This window comes from Exiguobacterium oxidotolerans JCM 12280 (assembly GCF_000702625.1).
GTDB lineage: Bacteria > Bacillota > Bacilli > Exiguobacteriales > Exiguobacteriaceae > Exiguobacterium_A > Exiguobacterium_A oxidotolerans.
The window spans coordinates 944802-965415 of sequence record NZ_JNIS01000001.1; the positions used below are offsets into that span (position 1 = coordinate 944802).

Sequence of the window (20614 nt, forward strand, 5' to 3'; positions counted from 1 at the left end):
TTTTGAAAAAAACCGCCGACTTGACCGTCGACGGTAGGTGCTTCTTACATATTGAGTAAACGAAGGTAGGCATCGATGAAGCCCATGATGTCTCCATCCATTGCCCCTTGCGTATTCCCGACTTCGTAGTTCGTCCGGTGATCTTTGACCATGCTGTATGGGTGGAAGACGTATGAACGAATTTGGCTACCCCAGGCGATATCCGATTTTTCACCACGGATTTCGTCGAGTTTCTTTTGTTTCTCTTCGATTTCACGTTGGTAGAGTTTCGCTTTCAACATCTTCATCGCCGCTTCACGGTTCTTGATCTGCGAACGCTCTTGTTGACACGAGACGACGACGCCCGTCGGCACGTGCGTGATCCGGACGGCTGAGTCGGTCGTATTGATGTGCTGTCCACCGGCACCTGACGCGCGGTACGTATCGACACGGAGGTCTTCCGTCCGAATGTCGATATCGATGTCATCGTTGAACTCTGGCATGACGTCACATGAAACGAACGACGTATGACGGCGGCCTGACGAATCAAATGGCGAGATCCGGACAAGACGGTGAATCCCTTTTTCCGCTTTCAAATATCCATAGGCATTGTGCCCTTGAATACGGAGCGTGACCGATTTAACACCGGCTTCATCACCTGGTTGGTAGTCCATTGTCTCGACTTTCCAGCCCTGTTTGTCGCAGAAACGTTGGTACATCCGGAGTAACATCGAAGCCCAGTCTTGCGACTCGGTCCCACCCGCACCCGGGTGCAACTCAAGGATTGCGTTATTTGCGTCATATTCGCCGTTCAACAAGATTTGTAATTCAAACTCGTCGAACTTCTGTTTGATGTCACCGAGTTCCGACTCGAGTTCTTCTTGTAACTCGACGTCTGGCTCTTCTTTAATCAATTCATACGTCAAGACGATGTTTTCGTGTCCATCGGCGAGGTGTTGGTACTTATCGACCATCGCTTTTAAACCGTTCGACTCGTCAATGACTTTTTGTGCTTCTTCTTGATTGTTCCAGAAGTCCGGGAACGTCATCTCGTTTTCGAGCTCTTCAATCCGGGAAATCTTCGTTTCTAAATCAAGCGATGCCTTATATTCTCCGAGTTTCTTCTCCATCCACTCGGCGGTGTTGCGTATTTCTGCTAATTCCATTGTGTTCCACCTTCTCTTTCCGTCAAAAGAGGCAGGAATCTCCCGCCTCTTTCAGTCGATTCATCACTTATGCCTGACGGCCGTGACAGTTCTTATATTTTTTACCGGATCCGCACCAACATGGGTCGTTGCGTCCGATTTGGTCGTTCGGATTTTTGCGGACAGGCGCTTTTTTGATGACCTTGTCCTCTTTGCCTGAGACGGCAACTTCGTCCTTGACGACTTTTTCGCGTTTCAAGTTCGGGTCAAGATCGGCACGAAGGACGAATTGTGTCACTTCTTCCGCGATCGCCGCGTTCATCGTATCGAACATCATTGAACCTTCTGACTGGTATTCTCGCAGCGGATCGTTTTGACCGTAAGCGCGGAGATGAATCCCTTCACGCAACTGATCCATCTGATCGATGTGGTTCATCCAGTGTTGGTCGACGGCACGTAAGACGATGACTTTTTCAAACTCGTCAAATGCTTCAGCCGGTACTTCCGACCGTTTGTTTTCGTAGTGTGCGAACGTCCGCTCTTTGAGCAGTTCGATGATTTCTTCGCGTTCTTTGCCGAACAACTCTTGTTCCGTCACTTTTTCTTCGACGGCAAGTGTCTGGTTCGCCCAGTCCGCGAGTGCACCGATGCTCCACTCTTCCGGTACGAACTCGATTGGCGTGTACTGATGCACACCGGATTCAATCGTTTGTTCCATCATTGGACGAACGATGTCTGAGACAGACTGGGCGTCAAGGATCGCTGCCCGGTCCGCGTACATGACTTTCCGTTGATCAGCCATGACGTTATCGTAACCGAGAACTTGTTTCCGTGCGTCGAAGTTATTTCCTTCGACCCGTTTTTGAGCGGACTCGACGGCACGTGAGACCATCCGGCTTTCGATTGGTTGCGAGTCGTCCATTCCAAGACGATCCATCATCGATTGCAGGGAATCGGAGCCGAAACGGCGCATCAATTCATCTTCAAGTGAAAGGTAGAACTGGGATGCCCCCGGGTCACCTTGACGACCGGCCCGACCACGTAACTGGTTATCGATCCGGCGTGATTCGTGACGCTCTGTCCCGAGAATGTAAAGACCGCCTTTTTCGATGACGCCTGCACCGAGCTTGATGTCGGTACCGCGTCCTGCCATGTTCGTCGCAATCGTGACCGAGTTCGCTTGTCCCGCGTTCTCGATGATTTCTGCTTCCCGGGCATGGTTTTTCGCGTTCAAGACTTCGTGGCGGATGCCGCGCTTTTTGAGAATCCCGCTGAGGAGCTCAGACGTTTCGACGGCGACCGTACCGACGAGGACCGGTTGTCCTTCGCGGTTGGCACGTTCGATTTCGTCTGCAACAGCAGCGAATTTCCCGTTCATCGTCTTGAAAATCAAATCAGGCTGATCGTTACGGATGACGGGCTTATTCGTCGGAACGGGAACGACATGCATGTTGTAGATATTCCGGAACTCTTCTTCCTCGGTCTTCGCCGTACCAGTCATCCCGGCAAGCTTCGTATACATCCGGAAGAAGTTTTGATACGTGATCGTCGCTAGTGTCATCGACTCACGTTGAATCTCGACGCCTTCTTTTGCTTCAATCGCTTGGTGCAGTCCTTCTGAGTAACGACGTCCTTCCATGACACGACCCGTGAATTGGTCGATGATCATGACCTCATCTTCCCGAATCATGTAGTCGACGTCGCGGTGCATGACGGAATTTGCACGGAGCGCAAGACTCAAGTGATGGTTCAGTGCGACGTGTTCAAGTCCAAACAAGTTGTCGATGCCGAAGTACTTTTCAGCGCGGTCGATGCCTTGCTCCGTCAAGAGCACACTTTTCGTTTTGATGTCGACCGTATAGTCTTCATCTGCCTTCATCATCTTCGCGAACGTATCTGCTTGTGAGTAGAGGGCCGTCGATTTCTCAGCAGAACCTGAAATAATCAACGGTGTCCGTGCTTCATCGACGAGGATCGAGTCGACTTCATCGACGACAGCATAAGAAAGCGGACGTTGAACGCGGTCTTCTTTATACAGGACCATGTTGTCACGCAAGTAGTCGAAACCGAACTCATTGTTCGTTCCGTACGTGATATCACAGCTATAGGCTGCTTGTTTTTCTTGACGCGACATGCTTGACAGGTTCAACCCGACCGATAGACCGAGCGCCGCATAGAGCGGCTCCATGATGTCACGGTCACGTTTCGCCAAGTATTCGTTGACGGTGATGACGTGAACGCCATTGCCGGCGAGTGCATTCAAATAGACAGGAAGCGTCGCGACAAGCGTTTTCCCTTCCCCTGTCTTCATTTCAGCAATATCACCGTTGTGAAGGACATAGCCCCCAATTAACTGGACACGATAATGGCGCATGCCTAAGACACGCGTCGATACTTCACGACAGACGGCGAATGCTTCCGGTAAGATATCATCTAAATCTTCTCCGCCCGCAAGACGCGTCCGGAACTCTACCACCTTACCTTCTAATTCTTGATCTGATAAAGCACCCATTTGTTCCTCGAATGCTTCGACGGCGTCTGCCACTTTTTCTGCTTTTTTCAGGACACGTTTCGTCGGTGCGAATAACTCTTTTAGAAAATTAGCCATGCCATACAGTCCCCTTACTTCGAACGATTCTTTATATGAACAGAATTCCGAGATTTTTCCTTTATTCAGTGTACCGAATACAGCGTCAAATTTCAACAAGCGGACGACGTGACGTCTCGTCCTGTTCGATCTATGTAGCATACGCATCGACTAAAGATATAGTTTTCTAACATATCAAAAAGGGACCCACTCCTAAGAGCGAGTCCCTTGTACATTCATTATTCTGGTTCAATCAAGCCGTAACGACCATCTTTTCGACGGTAAACGACGTTCGTGTTACCCGTTTCAGCGTCTGAGAAGACGAAGAACGTGTGACCGAGCATATCCATTTGAAGAATCGCTTCTTCCGTATCCATCGGCTTGAGTGTGAAACGTTTTGTTCGAACGAGTTCGAGTTCCGCTTCATCCTCTTCGTAGACAGGTGCTTCTGCCTCCGGTCCTTCGAGCGTTTTGAAGTATTCGCCAATGCCGCCTTCTTTGGCGCGTCCTCTCCGGTTGATTTTCGTTTTATGTTTCCGGATTTGACGTTCGAGCTTGTCGACGACGAGGTCGATTGCTGCGTACATGTCGCCATTTACATCCTCTGCACGAAGCAAGAGATTTGGCATTGGAATCGTCACTTCGACTTTTTGTTTCTCATTGTTGACTTTGAGATTGACATAAGCCGTCTGCGCTTCCGTAGGAGTTGTAAAATAACGAGTTAACTTTTCAAGCTTTTTCTCGACGTAATCCTTGAGAGCATCTGTGACGTCCAAGTTTTCACCGCGAATGTTGTAGATCATGTAAACTCCTCCTTAAGTAACCGGTTGAACCTATGAATTCGATAAACTTCAGTCGTTTCCTTCTGAAGATTCAAAATTCTTTTGATTCGTATTTATTATACCACGATAAATGATACAAGGAAATGAAAACGATGACATTCTGTTGAACATCCTCCTTAATCTTTAGCGTACTATAATTGTTTTACGTGTTGATATTAGCGTATATACCCTTACGAAACTAAATCGAAACAAAAAAACCGCCTTTAGACAATGCCTAAAGACGGTGGCGGCTGCTATTCGGATTAAAGTTTTGATACGTTCGCAGCTTGTGGGCCACGATCGCCGTCAACGACTTCAAACTCAACTTCTTCGCCTTCTTCAAGTGACTTATAGCCGTCTGCTTGAATTGCTGAGAAGTGGACGAAAATGTCTTTTGCGTCCGATGTCTCGATGAAGCCGTAACCCTTTTCAGCATTAAACCATTTTACTTTACCTTGTTCCATTCGAATTCACGTTCCCTTCGCAAACCAGAGTTCGAGAGCAAGCTCTCTACCGCTTAGTCTATCAAAAGAAGGAATTATTGACAATTGAAAATTCTGATTATTCTATTAGTAATTCTCCGAAAGAATTTGATGTCTATTTCATTGTTCTAAATTTCAAAAAATTACATTGTCATTACATTTGTAATATTGTATTATATATTTAGTATTTACCTGTTTTATCCATTGTCCTATTGAGGAGGATGTAGTCGAATGCGACCATTCCAAAATGACGAAAAGTACAAAATCACCAGAAAAACCATTGCTATTTTGCCCTGCTACGACATGATGAAACAGTCCATCATCGTCCTAGAAGACGGCTCAACGATCATGACCCCGCTTCGTCCGTATCAACTCCTGCAGCTATCTTGCAGGCAGTACAACAGTTCCATCGAGGAACGGATCGTCACAGCAAAACGTGTCGCTTCCGTCAAAGGAAAAGTTCCAGTCGTCATCGAACCGACGCTCGGTCTTGTCTTTTTCCCTACGAAATCACCAAAACGTGATGATTGCGAGTGGTACGCCTGGAGCCACATGTCCGACGTCATCGAGGAAGACGGACAAACGAAACTCCAAACTCGTAATGGCATGATCCTTCCTGTAAACGCCTCTCCTTACATCGTCCGTAACCAAATGAAAGCAACTGGCGAGCTGATGGCTCGTTACCAACAATTGAACGCGATGACACTAGAGGAACGCTTTAATTCAATCAAACATTAAAAAAAACGGGTTGGGCGATAATTTCGCTCAATCCTTTTTTGTTTATGCCGATATATAATAAGATGAAGAAATTATGAAACAGGAGGTGCCTCGATGAACATCCAGTTGCAACCAAATAGTCCGGCCGTTCCGTCGCCACCGACGACATTGTCCGACAAAAAGACGTATAGTGGGACCGTCCTTGAAAAAACGGGTCCACATACAGCGCTCGTCCAAGTCGGACGCGACCAAATCGAGATGACGTTCACAGGTGACGTCCCAACAGGAGACTTCCAGTTTAAGGTAAAGGGAGCGACAGCAGAAGGCTATTTGATTGAACAGTTGACGGATACCCCGGACACAGCGCCGGCAGGCTCCGTCAAGACCGATGCAACTGGCATCGATCCGACCTTGCTCGACGAATTGCCACAAGACTTAAAACAGGCTGTCGCCCGACTGCTTGCGACAGGACAATTGCCGCAAACGAAGGAAACCGTCGCCCGGCTCGTCGCCGCTCTCCAAGGCACATACAAAGATCTTGTCGTCGCTCTCGTCTCACGCCCTTCCGACAGTGCCTTGCCGACAGACGTCGATGCGTTGATCAGCAGCCTGCTGACTGAAACGGATTCACTCGTCGACCTGTTACCGGAACGTCAGGCCGTCGTCGATAAACCGACACTCGGCACGGCCATCGCGCTCGACGTTGCTCGAACGACCTTGCCGACACAAGCAGACATCGAGCAAGCGAATGCGCCAAGACTTCGACAAATCGTGAACCACCTGCCCCTGAACGAGCAAGGCGCGATTGTCGAAACGATCGAACGCGGTGCGTTGACACAGGCACGGGAGCAACTGCGCCCGCATTTCCCCGTCACGCTCGAAGCGCCGGAACCGACGAAGCTCGAGCAGTTAACGGCATTGACCGCTGCGCGCCAGACGACGGAACCCGCCCGGTCGGCGTTGACCGTCGTCCGCGAAGTCACGCCACGACTGGCCGAGATGACGAACGACTTCCGGAGCAATCAGCGAACGATTGTCTCGCAACTTAAACAGATTGAACCGCTCGTTGAAGGGCGTCCGGCTCAGATGGCACAAGTCATCGAGAGTACGGCGAACCGGCTTCGTCAAACGTTCCAACAGACGGATGCGATGCTCCATACATCGATGCGTGACGAAAAACAATTGATTCAGTGGCTCTCGAAACTGGAGCGCGGTGCCGATCTTGCCACGACTGGTCGCGGGACGGAAGCAAAAGTACTTCTCCAGGAAGTAAGGGTCGGGTTCGAAGCGTTCCGCTTCACACCGGCGAACGTCCGGACGGCGTACTTACCGGAGCTCAATCAACCGGTTCGTCCTGTCAGCGGACAAACACAGTCCTCACAAACATCGAGCCGCCCGCTGCCATATGAACCAAGCCAAAACAGCCCGCGCGTCTTACAGGAGACGGTTCAAAAGACACTCCAACTGCAGACGGCCGAGTTGAAGCTCGCGACACCAGCCGCGAACCCGGAAGCAGCAAAGCTGCAAACGTTCCTGACGACACAACAGCAAGTCAATAAACCGGATGCCAGTCAACAGCTGCAACAATTGTTGCTCGCCCTGCCCGTCCAACTCGTCGAAGGGACGGCCGGCTTACACGTCCACCTGCAAAACAAACGCCCGGACGAAGTGATCGACTGGGAAAACAATACACTTTATGTCCAGCTTGAGACACCGCGGCTCGGCGACATCAGCGTCCGCGTCGAAACGGTCAACCGCAAGATGCAGATCACGATCGAAAATGATTTACCGATTCTCGAACGGCTGGCGACGCCGTTCCTCGAGCGGACGACCGACGCTTTAGCCGCGACCGGCTTTCAAGACGTCCGGATTCGCTTCAGTCCGTTCACGAAAGAACACGTAACGGAAGAACCTGTTAAACCAGCCGACACACCTGCCGGCTATGATTACCGGATTTAAGGAGGAGCCATGTATCAAAAAATCGATTTAAAACATCGGAAATCCGCTGCCGTCCTGCGGTATGATGAACAAGCAGGCAGTGCGCCAATCGTCGTTGCCCGGGCGACCGGACAAGCCGCCGACAGGATTCTACAGGAAGCGCGCGCCAGTGGTGTCGCGATTGAACACGATACGTCGCTGCTCGGACACTTACTTGACCTTGATCTCGGAACAGCCATCCCGCCGCAACTTTATGATGTGATGGCAGAATTATTATTGTTGATTGAAGAACTCGATCACGCGAAAGGACGGGACTGATGACAGAACAAGAACTGTTTCAAATGACACCGCAACAATTAACGGAAACGATGCTGCAAGGACTCGTCCTACAATACGACCGGTCGTTACTCGCCCGCGATGAACACCGGTTCGATGAAGTCAACGAACGATTACAAAAAGTCTATCAACTCTTAATGAAACTTCAGGCAGGTCTAAATGACGACGGTGGCATCATCACCGCGCAACTCGACGCCCTTTATCACTACTTAGCAGACCAGACATTACAGGCCTACCGGACACCACTTGTGTTAGACAAACTGCTCCAACTCGCAGAAGAATTACTCGTCACGTGGCAAGCCGCCAGTCTGAAAAAAGAACGACCGCTCGTCCGGGCGGCACACCATGAACGGTATGAAGGGATGGATTATTAATGCGGATCACCAATAACGTACAAGCACTCAAAGCGTACCGAAACTTAAGCGCTAACCAGACAAACGTCAAAACGACGATGGATAAACTATCAAGCGGTCAAAAAATCAACCGCGGAGCGGACGATGCAGCCGGTCTCGCCATCTCTGAGAAAATGCGAAACCGTCTCAAAGCGCTCGATAAAGCCGAACAAAACGTCCTCGACGGCATCTCGATGGTCCAAACGCTTGAAGGCGGAATGAGCGAAACCCATAACTTATTACAACGGATGCGCGAGCTCGCCGTCCAGGCCGGCAACGGGACACTGGCGTCCGAGGACCGGACAGCAATCCAAGAAGAGATCAACCAGCTGACAAATGAAGTCTCACGGATTGCAACAACGACCCAGTTCAACGGCAAAGATTTGTTGACAGGAAACTTCAGCACGGAAGACAATGCCATCTTCATCCAGACGAATGCCGGAGCAAACGAAGGCATTTCCTTGACGATCGACGACGTGCGGGCGCAAAGTATCGGCATCAGCTCGACTACCCAGCCGAACGCCGACGTCCGCAAGCTTGATGTCCCGAGCGTCGCTGGTACACCCGAATATGCGCTCAGCGTGATGACAGAGCAGGATGCGAATGATGCGATCAGCCGTTATACCCAAGCGATTGATACGATTTCAGCGCAACGGTCGAAACTCGGCGCCATCCAAAACCGCTTCGAAGCGATGTCGTCCGTTCTCAGCGTCAGTAAAGAAAATTTGACGGCATCGGAGTCACGGATTCGCGATACGGATATGGCGCGCGAGATGATGGAATATGCAAAATACAACATCTTGAACCAATCCGGAATGGCGATGATCGCCCAAGCGAACTCCTTACCGCAAGGCGTCTTACAACTACTCAACTAATCAAGGAGGACGACAGCCATGGATATCCGGCGCATCCAAGAAACGAGCCGCCTGCAGACACCGAAGACCGGACCACGCGAGGTCGAGGCGTCGACGACGTTTTCTGCGTTGATGCAAGATAAACGTGAACATAAAGGGTACGAGCGGCTTCAGCAAAAATTGACGCTCGTCGAAGAGCATGGACAATTGCTCGCCGAGAGCCAGACGATCGAGAACCTCGAGAGCTACAAAGAGAAAATCAAGGACTTCCTAAAAGACGCCCTTGATCAATCGCAACAGCTTGAGGAAAAACGCGGCTTCAATCGGCGCGGACGGACGAAAATCTATAAAGTCGTCGAACAGGTCGACGCGAAGTTACTCGAACTGACGAACACCGTCATCTCCGGCGAATCACGCCGCCTTGATATCCTCGATCAAGTCGGGGAAATCAAAGGGATGCTCGTCAACGTCTTCGTCTAAACTCAATCAGTTAAAGGAGCCAGTACCATGGCCGAAATCTATTCAAAAAAGTGTAAATGTACGTATTGTCTGAAGGAGACGGAGACGAAACGTGTTTTGAGTCGACACATCCGAATTAAAAGAACAGACTTAGATGGATTTATTCACTATGAGGGCCCGAACGTCTATTATTATGAACCAGTCCAGTGCATACATTGCCGGTTCATCTTTCATGAAGCCTTCGAGAAACTACGTCCGGACACGCGTGAGACACTCGAGACGAACATTTTGCCTTCACTGCCCGTCTTACCCTTCGCAGCGACGGAGCGGACAGCAGAGCAGGCCTTGCAGCTCTATAAGCTCTGCCTCTACACGGCGCAAGTGACAAAACAAAAAGACAGCATCCAAGCGATGCTTGGCGTCCGACTCGCCTGGTTAAACCGATTGCTAGAAAATAAAGAGCAGGAAGTGCTTTGGATGGAGCGGGCGGTCGAGAAGTACGAAGCGCTTTATCTGGATTATACAGACGCCGTCCGGACTGGTATTCCCCATGATGTTTTGCTACTGCGGATTGCAGATCTTTATGCAAGTCTCGAGCGGACGGATGATGCGAAGCAATGGTACAGCCTCATCTTCCAAAGTCAAAAAATATCTGACCGGATCAAAAAAGACGCCCGAGAACATTGGGAACTCTATCGTGAACGGCACTCTGTCTAAATCGACTATTCGCCAACAAAAATAAGCCACCTGACTCGCTTTTACAACTGCGAATCAGGTGGCTTATTTAATTAGAAAAGGATATCCATCACGGATGCCCTTTTGTTACGACTCACGTCGATATTTTTCTTCTTCATAGACGTCCGGTTCGTCAGAAATCGGGCGTTCTGCTTCTTCCCAAGATTCTGACTCGACGTCCGGTTCGATGAATTGATCATACGAACCATCCGATCGGTAAAACGGTTTTGGCACAGTACGTTTTTTCTCTTCACGTTTAGTCACGCAAGATCCCTCCCTAAAATAAGAAAGTTACTGACGAGAATCAAAATATGGTGAAAAACTACCTTCTACTTCTTCGTACGGGTCGATATACGATTTCCGACTGATTTTCGTCTGTCGGAGTTGATTGATTTGTACCCCTAATTTAGCGGTTTCTTCGGATAATTTCAAGTCCAGTTTCCGACTTTCCGCGACGAGTTCTTGAATGACCGCCTGGTTGGCACCGGCAAGTAAGTTCGAATGAGCGGCAATGAACGCTTCCCGTTCATTCAGCAAATTTTGAATCTTGCTGAGCCATTCGTCATAGACTTCCTCTTCCGGTGTCTGCTCAAGCAATTCCATCAAGTGTTTCGTCTTCAGGCGCAGCGGATTGAGTGGACTCATCGCTGACGCGCGAGCTTCATCGCTTCTTTCCACGTCTCACGGAATTCTTCCGCGAACCCAATCACTTCATCGATTGCAACGACATCGTTTTTGACATTTGCATCGACAAGACGGTTTTGCATATAGTCGTACAGATTGTTCAAGTCTGTCGATAGGGAAATTGATTTATTTAATGTCAGTTGTAATTCCATAATGATGGCCTGCGCCTTTTGGATGTTCGTATTTTTTTGTTCGATCAGTCCCTGCTCGATCGACCGTTTCGAAAGCATCGCGAACTTAATCAGCCCTTCATAGAGCATCAACGTTAAATCTTGTGGCAATGCTGTTGTAACCGAATTTGATTGGTACGTTGCATATGGGTTCATCGTCTGAAGTCCTCCTTATTGTCCTAAGTAATTCGCAAGTGTCGCTGATTGACTATTCGCTTGGTTCATCGCCTGTTCCATTGCCGCAAAACGACGATAATAGGCATTTTCTTTTTTTGTTAGTTTATCTTCCCAAGAAAGGATACTCTTATCGACGTCAGCAAGTGATTTCCCGAGTCGGTATGTCGTTGCAACAGCACCATCAAGCCCAGCGACCTTCGAAACTTTATCGCGCATCGATGTCGCAAACCCTTGAATTTGCCGCGCAAACCCATCTAACCCACTTCCGCTTGTAGAAGTTCCATCGGGAGCATCCGCCGTAAATAGCTTATAGACACCTTCTGGTTGTTCCTCCAGCATTTTCTTGAGTTTCGTTTCGTCAATTTTAAGTTTGCCACCGTCGCGGAAATCACTTGTCGTCGTAATTCCGATTTGCGACATGTAGTTTAGAGCAATCGTGTCCGTTCCTGACTGGTACGTATATCCGGTGTCAATTTTCGATGAGATTGCACTGCGGAATGAATTCATTCCATCGCGCAAGAAACTATCATTCTTTAAGACGCCACTCATCGCTTTTTCTTCCCACTTCTTGACTTCGTCTTCACTCAATTCTTTCCGCTGATCATCTGTCAAAGGTTGGAAGTCACGATACTTCTCTTCGTTGACTTTTTTGTTCATCTTATCAATCATGTCGTTATATTTATCGACAAATTTTTTGATGGAATCGAAGTTAGCCTGCGTATCAACTTTTGTGTTGAGTGTGATTGGTGAATCCGACGTACCATTCAAAGTAATTGTCAGACCATTTTGTGAAAATGTATTTGTTCGTTGTTCCAGTTCCTGTCCACCAATCGTATACTTAGCATTCTTTCCGTCTTTCCCTAAAACAGGATCTGCTGAATTCACCTTTTCAATTGCTGTATTAGCATCTGTAATTGAGATATCAGCTCCACTCGGATTAAGTTTTCCAGTACTTGTTTTTGTCATGACGAGTTTCCCGGTAAGGTCATTGTAAACTGCACTCATACCAAGGCTTGTTTTACTATTGATTGCTGCCGTCAAGTCAGTGAGTGTTTGCGTCGAATCAAGCGAAAGTGTTTCACTGACTGCGGTTCCGTCGGCAGAAAAAGTGTTGATTTGAACGTTTATTTTACCGTTGCCGTCGGCAGTAAATAAGCCACTATCAGCAAGCGTCGTACTACCTGCTTGTCCAGGCACAGTCTTCATCGTAACAGAAGCTGATGATGCCAATTGACCTACTTTATCAATTGTGACACTCCCAGTAGTTGCAGCTGGACTTGCCGTTACCGAAACCTTTGACGTATCAGAACTCGTGACGGTCTTTGACATATAGTTTTTTGATAACAACATGTCGCTCGCAGCTGTCCGTAACTCAAGTAATCCCCGATTCATCTCACGGTAGGCATCGCGTTGCCACGTCAAGGTTTGTTTCTTTTGCGCTAAGCGATCGACGGGTGCCCGTTCCGCCTGCATCAATTGTTTAATCATCGTTTCTGTATCAATCCCACTTGCGAGACCACTTATCCGAAGTCCTGCCATCCAATCAGTCCTTTCCCGTTAAATCCGTTTATCGATCAGTTGATTAAATTCCATGAATGCCGCAAAAAAATCCAACTCTTTTTTACTTGGGATTTCTTGCACGACATTGTTGTTCGTATCAACGACTTGAATGTAAAATTCATTCAGTTTTTCATGTTTGACAAACTTTAGACCGGTGCGCTGCGTTTCTAATTGTAAATTTGCTTTATCAATCGCCGTCTCAAGTTTCGTTACATGTTGCGGCGTCGGTAAGATGACGATTCCGTCTTGCGCCAGTTCCTCTTGATTCGCTTCAACGAAGACGTTCCGCGTTGCTTCGTAAGGCAAGACATTTGCAGGCAGGTGAAGCCGAATTTCCGTATTGATGGAATTCATAGACAAACACTCCTTATTTATTCTCTATTTAGTATATCGGTCCAGACGATTCTTTTTATTAGTTTTTCTTTAAAGTTCTTAAAATCGGGAATAAAGGAACATACGTTCTTTTATTTAGAAGGAGGAGTTTTAATGTTACTTAACGCACTAACTAAGTCACAACAAGCTATCTTACTGGGGAGTATCTTAGCCGATGGCGAAATCACGAAATGTTATCCGCAGTCACGTCGGAAAAACAATAGTTACCGTGAGCATTTTGGAGAGTCACAACGCTTCTATCGGGAGTGGAAAATGCAACAATTACCTGACTTACTTTACATTCGTCAAAATTATTTAGTTTCAAAATCTCTTCCACTCTTGACTGAGCTATACCCATTATTTTATCCGAAGCACTTGAAAGTGATACCGATGTCCTTACTTCCACGTTTTCAGCATCCGTTATTCTTGTTGACGCTTTATTTAGATGACGGTTCATTAATGATTTCAAAACGATTAAATCGAAAAGGTCAACTCTTCGTCACCCCTTCGATTGCACTTTATTTACAGTCCTTCCCTTTATATCAGTTGACGCTTTTCTGTCGATGGTTAAATGAGACATTTTCGCTGAATTTTCGATTATCCAAAACACCGAACGGAAGCGGTTATTTCCTAAAAACAACTCGTGTAACGGATGCTCTCGATTTCTTACATCTGCTTGCTCCGTATACAACAGCTTTACCGAATTTTTCTTACAAATTGAATTGGTCAATTCGTCTTGAACAACTTAACCGAGACTATCCCGATCATGAAGTCGTAGCATCAAGTCCGAGTCGACCTTATACAGTCGATGAATGTTTAACCATCCTTCAGTTAAAAGAACAAGGCCGGACGACACAAGCGATTGCCGATGAACTAAATCGAACATACTGGTCCGTCACTTATAAATTCGGACAACTAAAAAAGGCCACGGAACGAGTCCATGACCTTTAAGTAAGCTATACGACCAATTACGATTAACGGAGTAATTGGAGAACGCCTTGCGGCTGTTGGTTCGCTTGCTACGCGCATTAGCTTTCGCTAATGATAAGACTATATCTTCATCCTAGATACACTAGGAGCTGGGCGCTTCCCCCGCCGCTTACGGAGTACGGATTTCATAACCATCGGACATGTCCATTAGGTCGTCTATCCTAGTCGTTGAACCTTCACCAAGGTTTCCCTACAGGTGCTTGGCTGCTGATTGTCCAATCCTTGACGTTTTTCAAAACGGTCACGCTCGCCGTTTCCAGCCACGTTGTCGTACATCAAGGCTCTCAGGAGTTCCAGCAATTCACCCAGTCATGCTCTGATCAGTTACCTAATCAGACGCCCGGTGGAATCAAATTACCGAAGGAGTTGTAGCACGCCTTGGGGTGTTTGATTCGATTGAGCCAACATTGCTTGTGCAGCCTGTGCAAGAATCGAGTTCTTCGTTTGGTTCATCATTTCTTTAGCCATGTCAACGTCACGGATACGTGATTCCGCAGCTGTCAAGTTTTCAGAAGATGTTTTAAGGTTATTGATTGTGTGCTCGAGACGGTTTTGTGAAGCACCTAATTTTGAGCGTTCTGCTGAAACTGTTTCAATTGCACTATTAATCTTTTCAACAGCAGCGTTAGCTGCAGATTGAGAAGAAATATCAATTCCACCAGCTACTTCAGCTTTATTACTCAAAGCACTATTTGCAAAAGCTGCACTAGTAGAAGAATTTTTATTAATAGCAATCGTAGCAGCAGTAGAGGTAGTTGCCGTACCTGTACCTGAGCTTAAGTTTCCGTTAAGTTGAAGCTCAACACCGTTAAATTTACTTACGTCAGTAAACTTAGCTGATTTAGCATTTCCTTTAACATCTACAGTTTCAACTGTCGCACCACTTGTTGCTGTTAATCGTACAGTATCTTGAGTTCCTCCAGTTAACGTACCTGTACCAGTTCCTGACCCAGTTGTTGCACTTCCTGTTGCTGCAAATCGTACATCAGTAATTCCCGCTGTCGTTAGAGCAGCATTTAATGCAGTATTTACAGTAGCAGCTGTTGTTTCAGTAGTAGAAGTATCATTTACTTGTAGTGCAATAGTTTTATTAGTTTTATCAACTGTTGCAGTTGCCGCTGAAGCTGAAGCTGTATTGCTAACTGTTATCGTATAACCATTCAATGAATCTGAGTTATCAGCAGTGTTAAATGTAAAGCCAGCTGCGGTTGTAGTAGCAATTGATCCTTGAGCTTGAACAGCTGCAGTAACTGCAATTGATGCTCCGTCAACAACTCCAGTCCCTAAATTACCAGAAAACTTAGCGCCAGTAACGTTTGTCGCAGAAGATACAGTTCCTACTGCTACATCTCTTGTTACGCCAAGCGTTTTTGCATCCATTGCATTGATTTCAACAGATAAATTTTGATCTTTATTAGCTCCAATATGGAACTTTACATCACTAATGTTTCCAGATTTAATCCCGCCATCAAGTAGTTTTTTTGTATTGAATTCTGTATTGTTAGAGATACGTGTAATTTCAGAAGCCAATTGGTCAACTTCTTTTTGTAGTTCACCACGATCTGAGTCAGTGTTTGTATCGTTTCCTGATTGAACTGCTAATTCACGCATCCGTTGAAGAATATCGTGTGTTTCGTTTAATGCACCTTCAGCTGTTTGGATCATTGAAATACCATCTTGTGAGTTTTTTGATGCTTGATCAAGTCCACGAACTTGTCCGCGCATTTTCTCAGAAATTGCAAGACCAGCTGCATCATCGCCCGCTTTGTTAATGCGAAGACCTGAAGCGAGTTTCTCCATTGATTTACTTTGAGCTGCAGAAGCGCTCGAAAGTTTGTTGTGTGTGTTTAGTGCTGTAATGTTGTGATTGATAATCATTTTAAGTTTCCCTCCATAGGAATATTTTTTTTGTCTCTTTGAAGATCCTTCTTCTCCGAGATGCGCCCCCTGGCCGGCCCAAGAGTAGCGCGGTGGTTGTAGTCGATGACTGCTTCCACTCTATATATCGTCGCCCTGCAGAAATGTTTAACAGTTTCTCTCAAAAAAAATAAAAAAATTCAAAAGAAAAATCGCAGACGGGACTTCCGCCTGCGATTCTTAAATTAGAGACGCGTTGCTCCTGTTTCTTCCTGCAATTGTTCTGCGACTGCGACCAACTCTTCCATCGCACCGTTGACTTCACTGAGTGATGCTGCCTGATGACTTGAAGCTTGTAAGACTTGTTCGGCATGTTTTGATGCTTCTTCGACCATCGCCAGGATGTTCGCCGTCGTCAAACCGACTTGGTCAATCTCCTTGTCTGATTTTACGACAAGTTGATCGACCGATTTAACGCGTGAATAAACATGTTCTGTCGAATGGTGAATCTCTTCAAATGATGATCCTGCTTGTTCGACAAGTCCGACACCGGTCGCGACTTCTTTTTGGACGTCCGTCATCGCATTCGCTGTATCGTTGACGAGACGTTTCACACCGGAAATCAAATCAGTGATTTCTTTTGCTGACGTCGCTGTTTGTTCCGCCAGTTTCTTGACTTCCGCTGCAACGACGGCGAACCCACGACCGGCTTCTCCGGCACGTGCTGCTTCAATCGAGGCATTCAAACTGAGTAAATTCGTCTGTGCTGAAATGTCACTGATGACATCGGTAATCCGTGAAATTTCACCCGTCATGTCTGTTAAACGACCATTGAGTGTCGCCGATTGCTCCATCTTACTTGAAATCATATGCATCGCTTCAACGGAATCCGTTGCAAGTGTCTTGCCGTTCTCGGCTTCCGTCTGCATGACGGTCGCGGATTTCAAAGCTTCGTTCATTTCTTTTGCGACTTCATCCATCGTCCGTTTGACGGCACCGAGCGCATCCATCGAGAGGTAGGCTTGATCGACGTTTTCGTTCATCTTCGTCGAGAGCTCCGCCATCGCAGTCCGGATGCTTTCACCTGACGCATTGCCTTCCTGGACGGCTGCCGCGATTTCTTGGGCAGATGCCGTCAGCTTATCGCTTGAGCTGCCCATCTGTGTCGCTTGCTTGCGGATATGTACTACCATCACTTCAAGTTCATGCATCAATTGATCGACTTCGTCACCACGCTTCGCTTCTTCGAAATCCACATCAAAGTTACCGTTCGCGACTTCACGTGCTGTTTGTGTCGCTTTTTCGATGGCTTTGATCGGCTGACGGAGAATCAATTGAATCAACAGTGATCCGAGAATCGACAAGACTAACCCAATGCCAGCTCCAAATAAAATCGCCTGGTTTTCTGCGACGTCGACTCCACGCGAGAGGAATAATGTCAGCTGGGCAGAAATTCCGCCTGTAATGATTGAAATCACGAGAACCCATACAAATAACCGAATCTTTAAATTGCTACGTAACTTACTCATATCCGTAACTTCCTTTCCTGATTCTTTTCTCAACATTCTCCTTATCGGCAAGATATGAGAACGCTTTAATAGAATTGACCTGATTTCAAAGTCGATTCAATGATTAATTTGTCACAAAATAACAATTCCTTTCATTCTGCTTCTTACTTCATGAAAAAACCGTCCGCTTTGTCATCTAAACATGACAAGGCGAACGGCTGATGTTTTACTTACGATCAATCTCAACGTACTTATACGAGATGTCTGTCCCGACGTTGTGGCGGGCGAGGTGTGTGACTTCTGTGTTTTGCAAGAAGGCATTTTTGCGTTGGTAGACCGGCGAAATCGCTTGATCGTCGAGCAACAGCGATTCAGCTTGGCTCAACAGTTCCAACCGTTTATCTTGATCGAGTTCTTTTTCTGCCCGCTTCAAGAGACGGTCATACTGTTTGTTCGAGTAATCCATCATGTTGAACGGATTTCCGGTCATGAACAAGTTCAAGTACGTCGTCGCGTCTTGATAATCCGGTGCCCAGCTCGCGAGTGATAAATCATAGTCCCCTCGTCCTTCACGGGCAAGACGTTCCTTCTTCGGCAATGGCAAGAGTTTAACGTCGACGTTTTGACGTTTGAGCGTTCCTTGAATGTACTCACCAATTTTTTTCGAGACGTCATCGTCCTCGATGATCATCGTCAATTCTAGATTTTGCGGTTCGAGGACTTTCTTCGCTTGCGCTTCGTCGAATGATGACGTGATTTGACGTGTTTTATCGTACTGCGGATCAAGCTCTTGCGGGACGATATAGTCGGCCGGTAACGAACCGTTTCCGAGTAACGTTTTCGTCAACGCTTCTTTATTATAAGCAGCGTCAATTGCCTGGCGGGTCTGCTTATCTTTTAAAGCGTCCGTTTTTTGATTCATCCGGATGAAAAACATCCGTGAGTCACTGAACGTGTTGTACTCTTTTTTATCTTTATAGTTGATGACGTTTTCCGAGTTGAGCGGTGCGACATCGAGTTCGCCTGTTTCAAACAAGTTGATCGCGAGCATCGGGTCCTTGATGATTTTGACGTCGACTTCGTCAATCTTGACTTGTTTTTGGTCGGCGTAGTCAGCATTTTTCGCGAGCGTGTAGCCTTGCTCCGCTTGATATGTCTTGAATGTGAACGGTCCATTGTAGACATTCGTCTCAGGATCCGTCCCGAATTTATCGCCTTGTGCTTGAACGATATCTTCACGGACCGGCATGTACGTCCCAAACGTCGTCATGCTGAGGAAGTACGGTGTCGGTCGTTTCAGTTCGATTTGTAATGTTTCATCGTCGATGACTTTCGTTTCTTTGACGGGCTCAAGCAAGTACGCAAACGGTGAGTTCGTCTCGATGACGCGCTCATAGGCATAGCGGAAGTTTTCTGCCGTGACGGGTTTTCCGTCCGACCATTTCGCCGTCGGGTCGAGCTTGAACGTATAGACTTTACCGTCTTCCGATACGCTGTGCGACGCAGCAGCTGCCGGGACGAGTTCATTGTTTTCATCGAAGCGGTACAGTCCTTCATAAATCTGGTTGAAGATGTTCGACGTGATGGCATCTGCCGGGTCGACCGACAAGAGATCATAACTTTCCATCGTGTGCAGGACTTTCTTTTCGTTTTCGTTTGGTGCCGCTTGTTCTGTGTCTGTCGTCGAGCATCCTGCGAGTAGGAACGCCGTGCTTGCCGCCGCGATCAATGTCTTCTTCATAAAAAATTCCTCCTAAAGATAATGTGCGTTGGATGATTCGGCGTTCCTTGACGTAAAACAAAAGACGCCCTCTATGCATAGCAAAAGCTGCTGCATAGAGGACGCCTGTATCCGCGCGGTGCCACCTCTAGTTGAGACAAATGTCTCCTCTTGTCGCTGGTCCAACAACCAGCTAGCCTTGTAACGGGGGCAACCGTCCTGTCTACTGCAATCGTTCAACAGGCTCTCAGCGGTCCATTCCCTAATCAGCTTACCGCGTCAGGCTCTCACCTTTCCTGACTCGCTTTGTCGGCAGTGTTGACGGTACTTACTCCGCGTCGTTGATTTGTTTGATATGGCTTAACTTGGTCTTTACTTTACACGGCTCGGATTTCACTGTCAATCAAAAGTGCTCAAAACGGATGATCTTCCTGTTTCTCCTGTTCTTTCCGGACCGGACGAGGACGAATCGGTTCGACCCGCTCGACGTGTGTCCGCGTGATGATCCGGTTACCAAATGCCGCATCCAGTAAAATCGTGATGGCTGCTGCGATGTGCAACAACATCCCGACGACCGGAATGACACCGACTGTCGATGCGACGATTCCGACGATGTTTCCTTTTGAGACATTGCCAGCCCGCGCCGTCAACACCACAACTACGATGTGGAACGCAAGCATCAACCATAAAGCGTTATAACCCGACCCGATAACAAGCAATCCACCGAGAATCGGAATCCCGAGGATAGCCTCTAAACTACCTGACACCCACTTCAACGTCCGTAATGATTCCTGTCGACCATTCACTATCGCCGCCTCCTTTGTTTTTCCATATGTCTAGTATACGACAAAACACGGGAGAGGTTTCAGACTTCCTTTAGATTATGAACTTATTTTTTTCAGTGGTTTACTTCTCTCCTTATCACTGGATTCCTAACAAAAAAGTTTCCGTCGTCCGGGCGCGACTCCTGTGGGAAAAGGAAGGGCTCGTCCCTTCCGTCAGGAACAGGCAAGACCCGGTCGGCTAAAAGCCGATCGCGGCTTGCGTTCCGCCCGAGGAAAGCGCGCCAACGGACAATCGGAAACGACATCCTATTTTTTTAAGAGTAGTAAGACCTAAGGTCTATGCTTA

The 20614-nt window shown here is 47.4% G+C and carries 21 protein-coding genes and 1 other annotated feature; of the genes, 8 read left to right on the top strand and 13 right to left on the bottom strand.

Annotation, left to right across the window (positions count from 1 at the left end; all coding sequences use genetic code 11):
* Nucleotides 1-44: 44 nt before the first annotated feature.
* From prfB to P403_RS0104865, 4 genes are all read right to left on the bottom strand, one after another.
* Nucleotides 45-1145: a peptide chain release factor 2 gene (gene prfB, locus P403_RS0104850; RefSeq protein ID WP_034800913.1), complete on the bottom strand. Its 1101-nt coding sequence runs from the start codon at nucleotides 1143-1145 to the stop codon at nucleotides 45-47.
* Between the two features lie 67 nt (nucleotides 1146-1212).
* Complete coding sequence (gene secA / locus P403_RS0104855; RefSeq protein WP_029331393.1) at nucleotides 1213-3732, bottom strand: preprotein translocase subunit SecA; 2520 nt, start codon at nucleotides 3730-3732, stop codon at nucleotides 1213-1215.
* Between the two features lie 218 nt (nucleotides 3733-3950).
* Complete coding sequence (gene hpf / locus P403_RS0104860) at nucleotides 3951-4514, bottom strand: ribosome hibernation-promoting factor, HPF/YfiA family (RefSeq protein ID WP_026827559.1); 564 nt, start codon at nucleotides 4512-4514, stop codon at nucleotides 3951-3953.
* A gap of 281 nt (nucleotides 4515-4795) precedes the next feature.
* Entirely contained in the window at nucleotides 4796-4996 is a 201-nt protein-coding gene (locus P403_RS0104865) for a cold shock domain-containing protein (protein ID WP_029331401.1), read from the bottom strand.
* A gap of 249 nt (nucleotides 4997-5245) precedes the next feature.
* Here P403_RS0104865 and P403_RS0104870 point away from each other — a divergent pair, with 249 nt between their 5' ends.
* The 7 genes from P403_RS0104870 to P403_RS0104900 all read left to right on the top strand — a co-directional run bounded on the left by P403_RS0104870 (nucleotide 5246) and on the right by P403_RS0104900 (nucleotide 10427).
* The gene (locus P403_RS0104870) at nucleotides 5246-5752 is read left to right on the top strand and encodes a competence protein ComK (RefSeq protein ID WP_029331402.1); all 507 of its coding nucleotides are present in this window, start codon (nucleotides 5246-5248) and stop codon (nucleotides 5750-5752) included.
* A gap of 93 nt (nucleotides 5753-5845) precedes the next feature.
* A complete protein-coding gene (locus P403_RS0104875; RefSeq protein ID WP_029331403.1) occupies nucleotides 5846-7690 on the top strand; it encodes a hypothetical protein in 1845 nt (614 codons plus the stop codon).
* Nucleotides 7691-7699: 9 nt separating this feature from the next.
* Nucleotides 7700-7987 (top strand): EscU/YscU/HrcU family type III secretion system export apparatus switch protein, encoded by a 288-nt coding sequence (locus P403_RS0104880; RefSeq protein WP_029331404.1) that lies wholly within the window; start codon nucleotides 7700-7702, stop codon nucleotides 7985-7987.
* Entirely contained in the window at nucleotides 7987-8379 is a 393-nt protein-coding gene (locus P403_RS0104885; protein WP_029331406.1) for a flagellar protein FliS, read from the top strand. The genes P403_RS0104880 and P403_RS0104885 overlap by 1 nt, the downstream gene beginning before the upstream one ends.
* A complete protein-coding gene (locus P403_RS0104890; protein ID WP_029331407.1) occupies nucleotides 8379-9272 on the top strand; it encodes a flagellin N-terminal helical domain-containing protein in 894 nt (297 codons plus the stop codon). The genes P403_RS0104885 and P403_RS0104890 overlap by 1 nt, the downstream gene beginning before the upstream one ends.
* Before the next feature lie 18 nt (nucleotides 9273-9290).
* Nucleotides 9291-9731, top strand: coding sequence for a YaaR family protein (locus P403_RS0104895; RefSeq protein ID WP_029331409.1), 441 nt, complete (start codon nucleotides 9291-9293; stop codon nucleotides 9729-9731).
* Between the two features lie 27 nt (nucleotides 9732-9758).
* On the top strand, nucleotides 9759-10427 hold the full coding sequence (locus tag P403_RS0104900; protein ID WP_029331410.1) for a DUF2225 domain-containing protein: 669 nt from the start codon (nucleotides 9759-9761) through the stop codon (nucleotides 10425-10427).
* Between the two features lie 105 nt (nucleotides 10428-10532).
* Here P403_RS0104900 and P403_RS16645 read toward each other — a convergent pair whose 3' ends face one another.
* From P403_RS16645 to P403_RS0104925, 5 genes are read right to left on the bottom strand one after another with little or no spacing between them, the layout of a single operon-like run.
* Entirely contained in the window at nucleotides 10533-10709 is a 177-nt protein-coding gene (locus P403_RS16645) for a hypothetical protein (protein WP_167331090.1), read from the bottom strand.
* Nucleotides 10710-10736: 27 nt separating this feature from the next.
* On the bottom strand, nucleotides 10737-11090 hold the full coding sequence (locus P403_RS0104910) for a hypothetical protein (RefSeq protein ID WP_029331412.1): 354 nt from the start codon (nucleotides 11088-11090) through the stop codon (nucleotides 10737-10739).
* The gene (fliS, locus tag P403_RS0104915) at nucleotides 11087-11455 is read right to left on the bottom strand and encodes a flagellar export chaperone FliS (RefSeq protein WP_029331414.1); all 369 of its coding nucleotides are present in this window, start codon (nucleotides 11453-11455) and stop codon (nucleotides 11087-11089) included. Before fliS ends, P403_RS0104910 begins: the two co-directional genes overlap by 4 nt.
* A gap of 15 nt (nucleotides 11456-11470) precedes the next feature.
* Nucleotides 11471-13015 carry a flagellar filament capping protein FliD gene (gene fliD / locus P403_RS0104920; protein WP_029331416.1) on the bottom strand — a complete coding sequence of 515 codons (1545 nt, stop codon included), beginning with the start codon at nucleotides 13013-13015 and terminating at the stop codon, nucleotides 11471-11473.
* A gap of 18 nt (nucleotides 13016-13033) precedes the next feature.
* On the bottom strand, nucleotides 13034-13390 hold the full coding sequence (locus P403_RS0104925) for a flagellar protein FlaG (protein WP_029331418.1): 357 nt from the start codon (nucleotides 13388-13390) through the stop codon (nucleotides 13034-13036).
* Nucleotides 13391-13522: 132 nt separating this feature from the next.
* Between P403_RS0104925 and P403_RS15995 the strand changes: the two genes are divergently transcribed.
* Nucleotides 13523-14359, top strand: coding sequence for an LAGLIDADG DNA endonuclease (locus P403_RS15995; RefSeq protein ID WP_034800918.1), 837 nt, complete (start codon nucleotides 13523-13525; stop codon nucleotides 14357-14359).
* Nucleotides 14360-14752: 393 nt separating this feature from the next.
* Here the strand turns inward: P403_RS15995 and P403_RS0104935 are convergent, their stop codons facing one another.
* The 4 genes from P403_RS0104935 to P403_RS0104955 all read right to left on the bottom strand — a co-directional run bounded on the left by P403_RS0104935 (nucleotide 14753) and on the right by P403_RS0104955 (nucleotide 20289).
* On the bottom strand, nucleotides 14753-16276 hold the full coding sequence (locus tag P403_RS0104935; RefSeq protein ID WP_029331420.1) for a flagellin N-terminal helical domain-containing protein: 1524 nt from the start codon (nucleotides 16274-16276) through the stop codon (nucleotides 14753-14755).
* 224 nt (nucleotides 16277-16500) lie between these two features.
* Nucleotides 16501-17784: a methyl-accepting chemotaxis protein gene (locus P403_RS0104945; protein WP_029331422.1), complete on the bottom strand. Its 1284-nt coding sequence runs from the start codon at nucleotides 17782-17784 to the stop codon at nucleotides 16501-16503.
* A 205-nt stretch (nucleotides 17785-17989) separates the two neighbouring features.
* A complete protein-coding gene (locus P403_RS0104950) occupies nucleotides 17990-19504 on the bottom strand; it encodes a peptide ABC transporter substrate-binding protein (RefSeq protein WP_029331424.1) in 1515 nt (504 codons plus the stop codon).
* A 94-nt stretch (nucleotides 19505-19598) separates the two neighbouring features.
* Nucleotides 19599-19834 (bottom strand) — a binding site (T-box leader).
* 62 nt (nucleotides 19835-19896) lie between these two features.
* Nucleotides 19897-20289, bottom strand: coding sequence for a hypothetical protein (locus tag P403_RS0104955; RefSeq protein WP_029331430.1), 393 nt, complete (start codon nucleotides 20287-20289; stop codon nucleotides 19897-19899).
* Nucleotides 20290-20614: the final 325 nt, after the last annotated feature.

Coding starts and splice junctions, on each gene's coding strand:
- P403_RS0104895 (WP_029331409.1), top strand. CDS start 9,291: ATGGATATCCGGCGCATCCAAGAAACGAGCCGCCTGCAGACACCGAAG.
- P403_RS0104880 (WP_029331404.1), top strand. CDS start 7,700: ATGTATCAAAAAATCGATTTAAAACATCGGAAATCCGCTGCCGTCCTG.
- P403_RS0104950 (WP_029331424.1), bottom strand. CDS start 19,504: ATGAAGAAGACATTGATCGCGGCGGCAAGCACGGCGTTCCTACTCGCA.
- fliD (WP_029331416.1), bottom strand. CDS start 13,015: ATGGCAGGACTTCGGATAAGTGGTCTCGCAAGTGGGATTGATACAGAA.
- P403_RS0104910 (WP_029331412.1), bottom strand. CDS start 11,090: ATGAGTCCACTCAATCCGCTGCGCCTGAAGACGAAACACTTGATGGAA.
- P403_RS0104925 (WP_029331418.1), bottom strand. CDS start 13,390: ATGAATTCCATCAATACGGAAATTCGGCTTCACCTGCCTGCAAATGTC.
- P403_RS0104890 (WP_029331407.1), top strand. CDS start 8,379: ATGCGGATCACCAATAACGTACAAGCACTCAAAGCGTACCGAAACTTA.
- hpf (WP_026827559.1), bottom strand. CDS start 4,514: ATGATCTACAACATTCGCGGTGAAAACTTGGACGTCACAGATGCTCTC.
- P403_RS0104870 (WP_029331402.1), top strand. CDS start 5,246: ATGCGACCATTCCAAAATGACGAAAAGTACAAAATCACCAGAAAAACC.
- P403_RS0104935 (WP_029331420.1), bottom strand. CDS start 16,276: ATGATTATCAATCACAACATTACAGCACTAAACACACACAACAAACTT.
- P403_RS0104900 (WP_029331410.1), top strand. CDS start 9,759: ATGGCCGAAATCTATTCAAAAAAGTGTAAATGTACGTATTGTCTGAAG.
- prfB (WP_034800913.1), bottom strand. CDS start 1,145: ATGGAATTAGCAGAAATACGCAACACCGCCGAGTGGATGGAGAAGAAA.
- P403_RS0104945 (WP_029331422.1), bottom strand. CDS start 17,784: ATGAGTAAGTTACGTAGCAATTTAAAGATTCGGTTATTTGTATGGGTT.
- P403_RS0104875 (WP_029331403.1), top strand. CDS start 5,846: ATGAACATCCAGTTGCAACCAAATAGTCCGGCCGTTCCGTCGCCACCG.
- secA (WP_029331393.1), bottom strand. CDS start 3,732: ATGGCTAATTTTCTAAAAGAGTTATTCGCACCGACGAAACGTGTCCTG.
- fliS (WP_029331414.1), bottom strand. CDS start 11,455: ATGAACCCATATGCAACGTACCAATCAAATTCGGTTACAACAGCATTG.
- P403_RS0104885 (WP_029331406.1), top strand. CDS start 7,987: ATGACAGAACAAGAACTGTTTCAAATGACACCGCAACAATTAACGGAA.
- P403_RS15995 (WP_034800918.1), top strand. CDS start 13,523: ATGTTACTTAACGCACTAACTAAGTCACAACAAGCTATCTTACTGGGG.
- P403_RS0104865 (WP_029331401.1), bottom strand. CDS start 4,996: ATGGAACAAGGTAAAGTAAAATGGTTTAATGCTGAAAAGGGTTACGGC.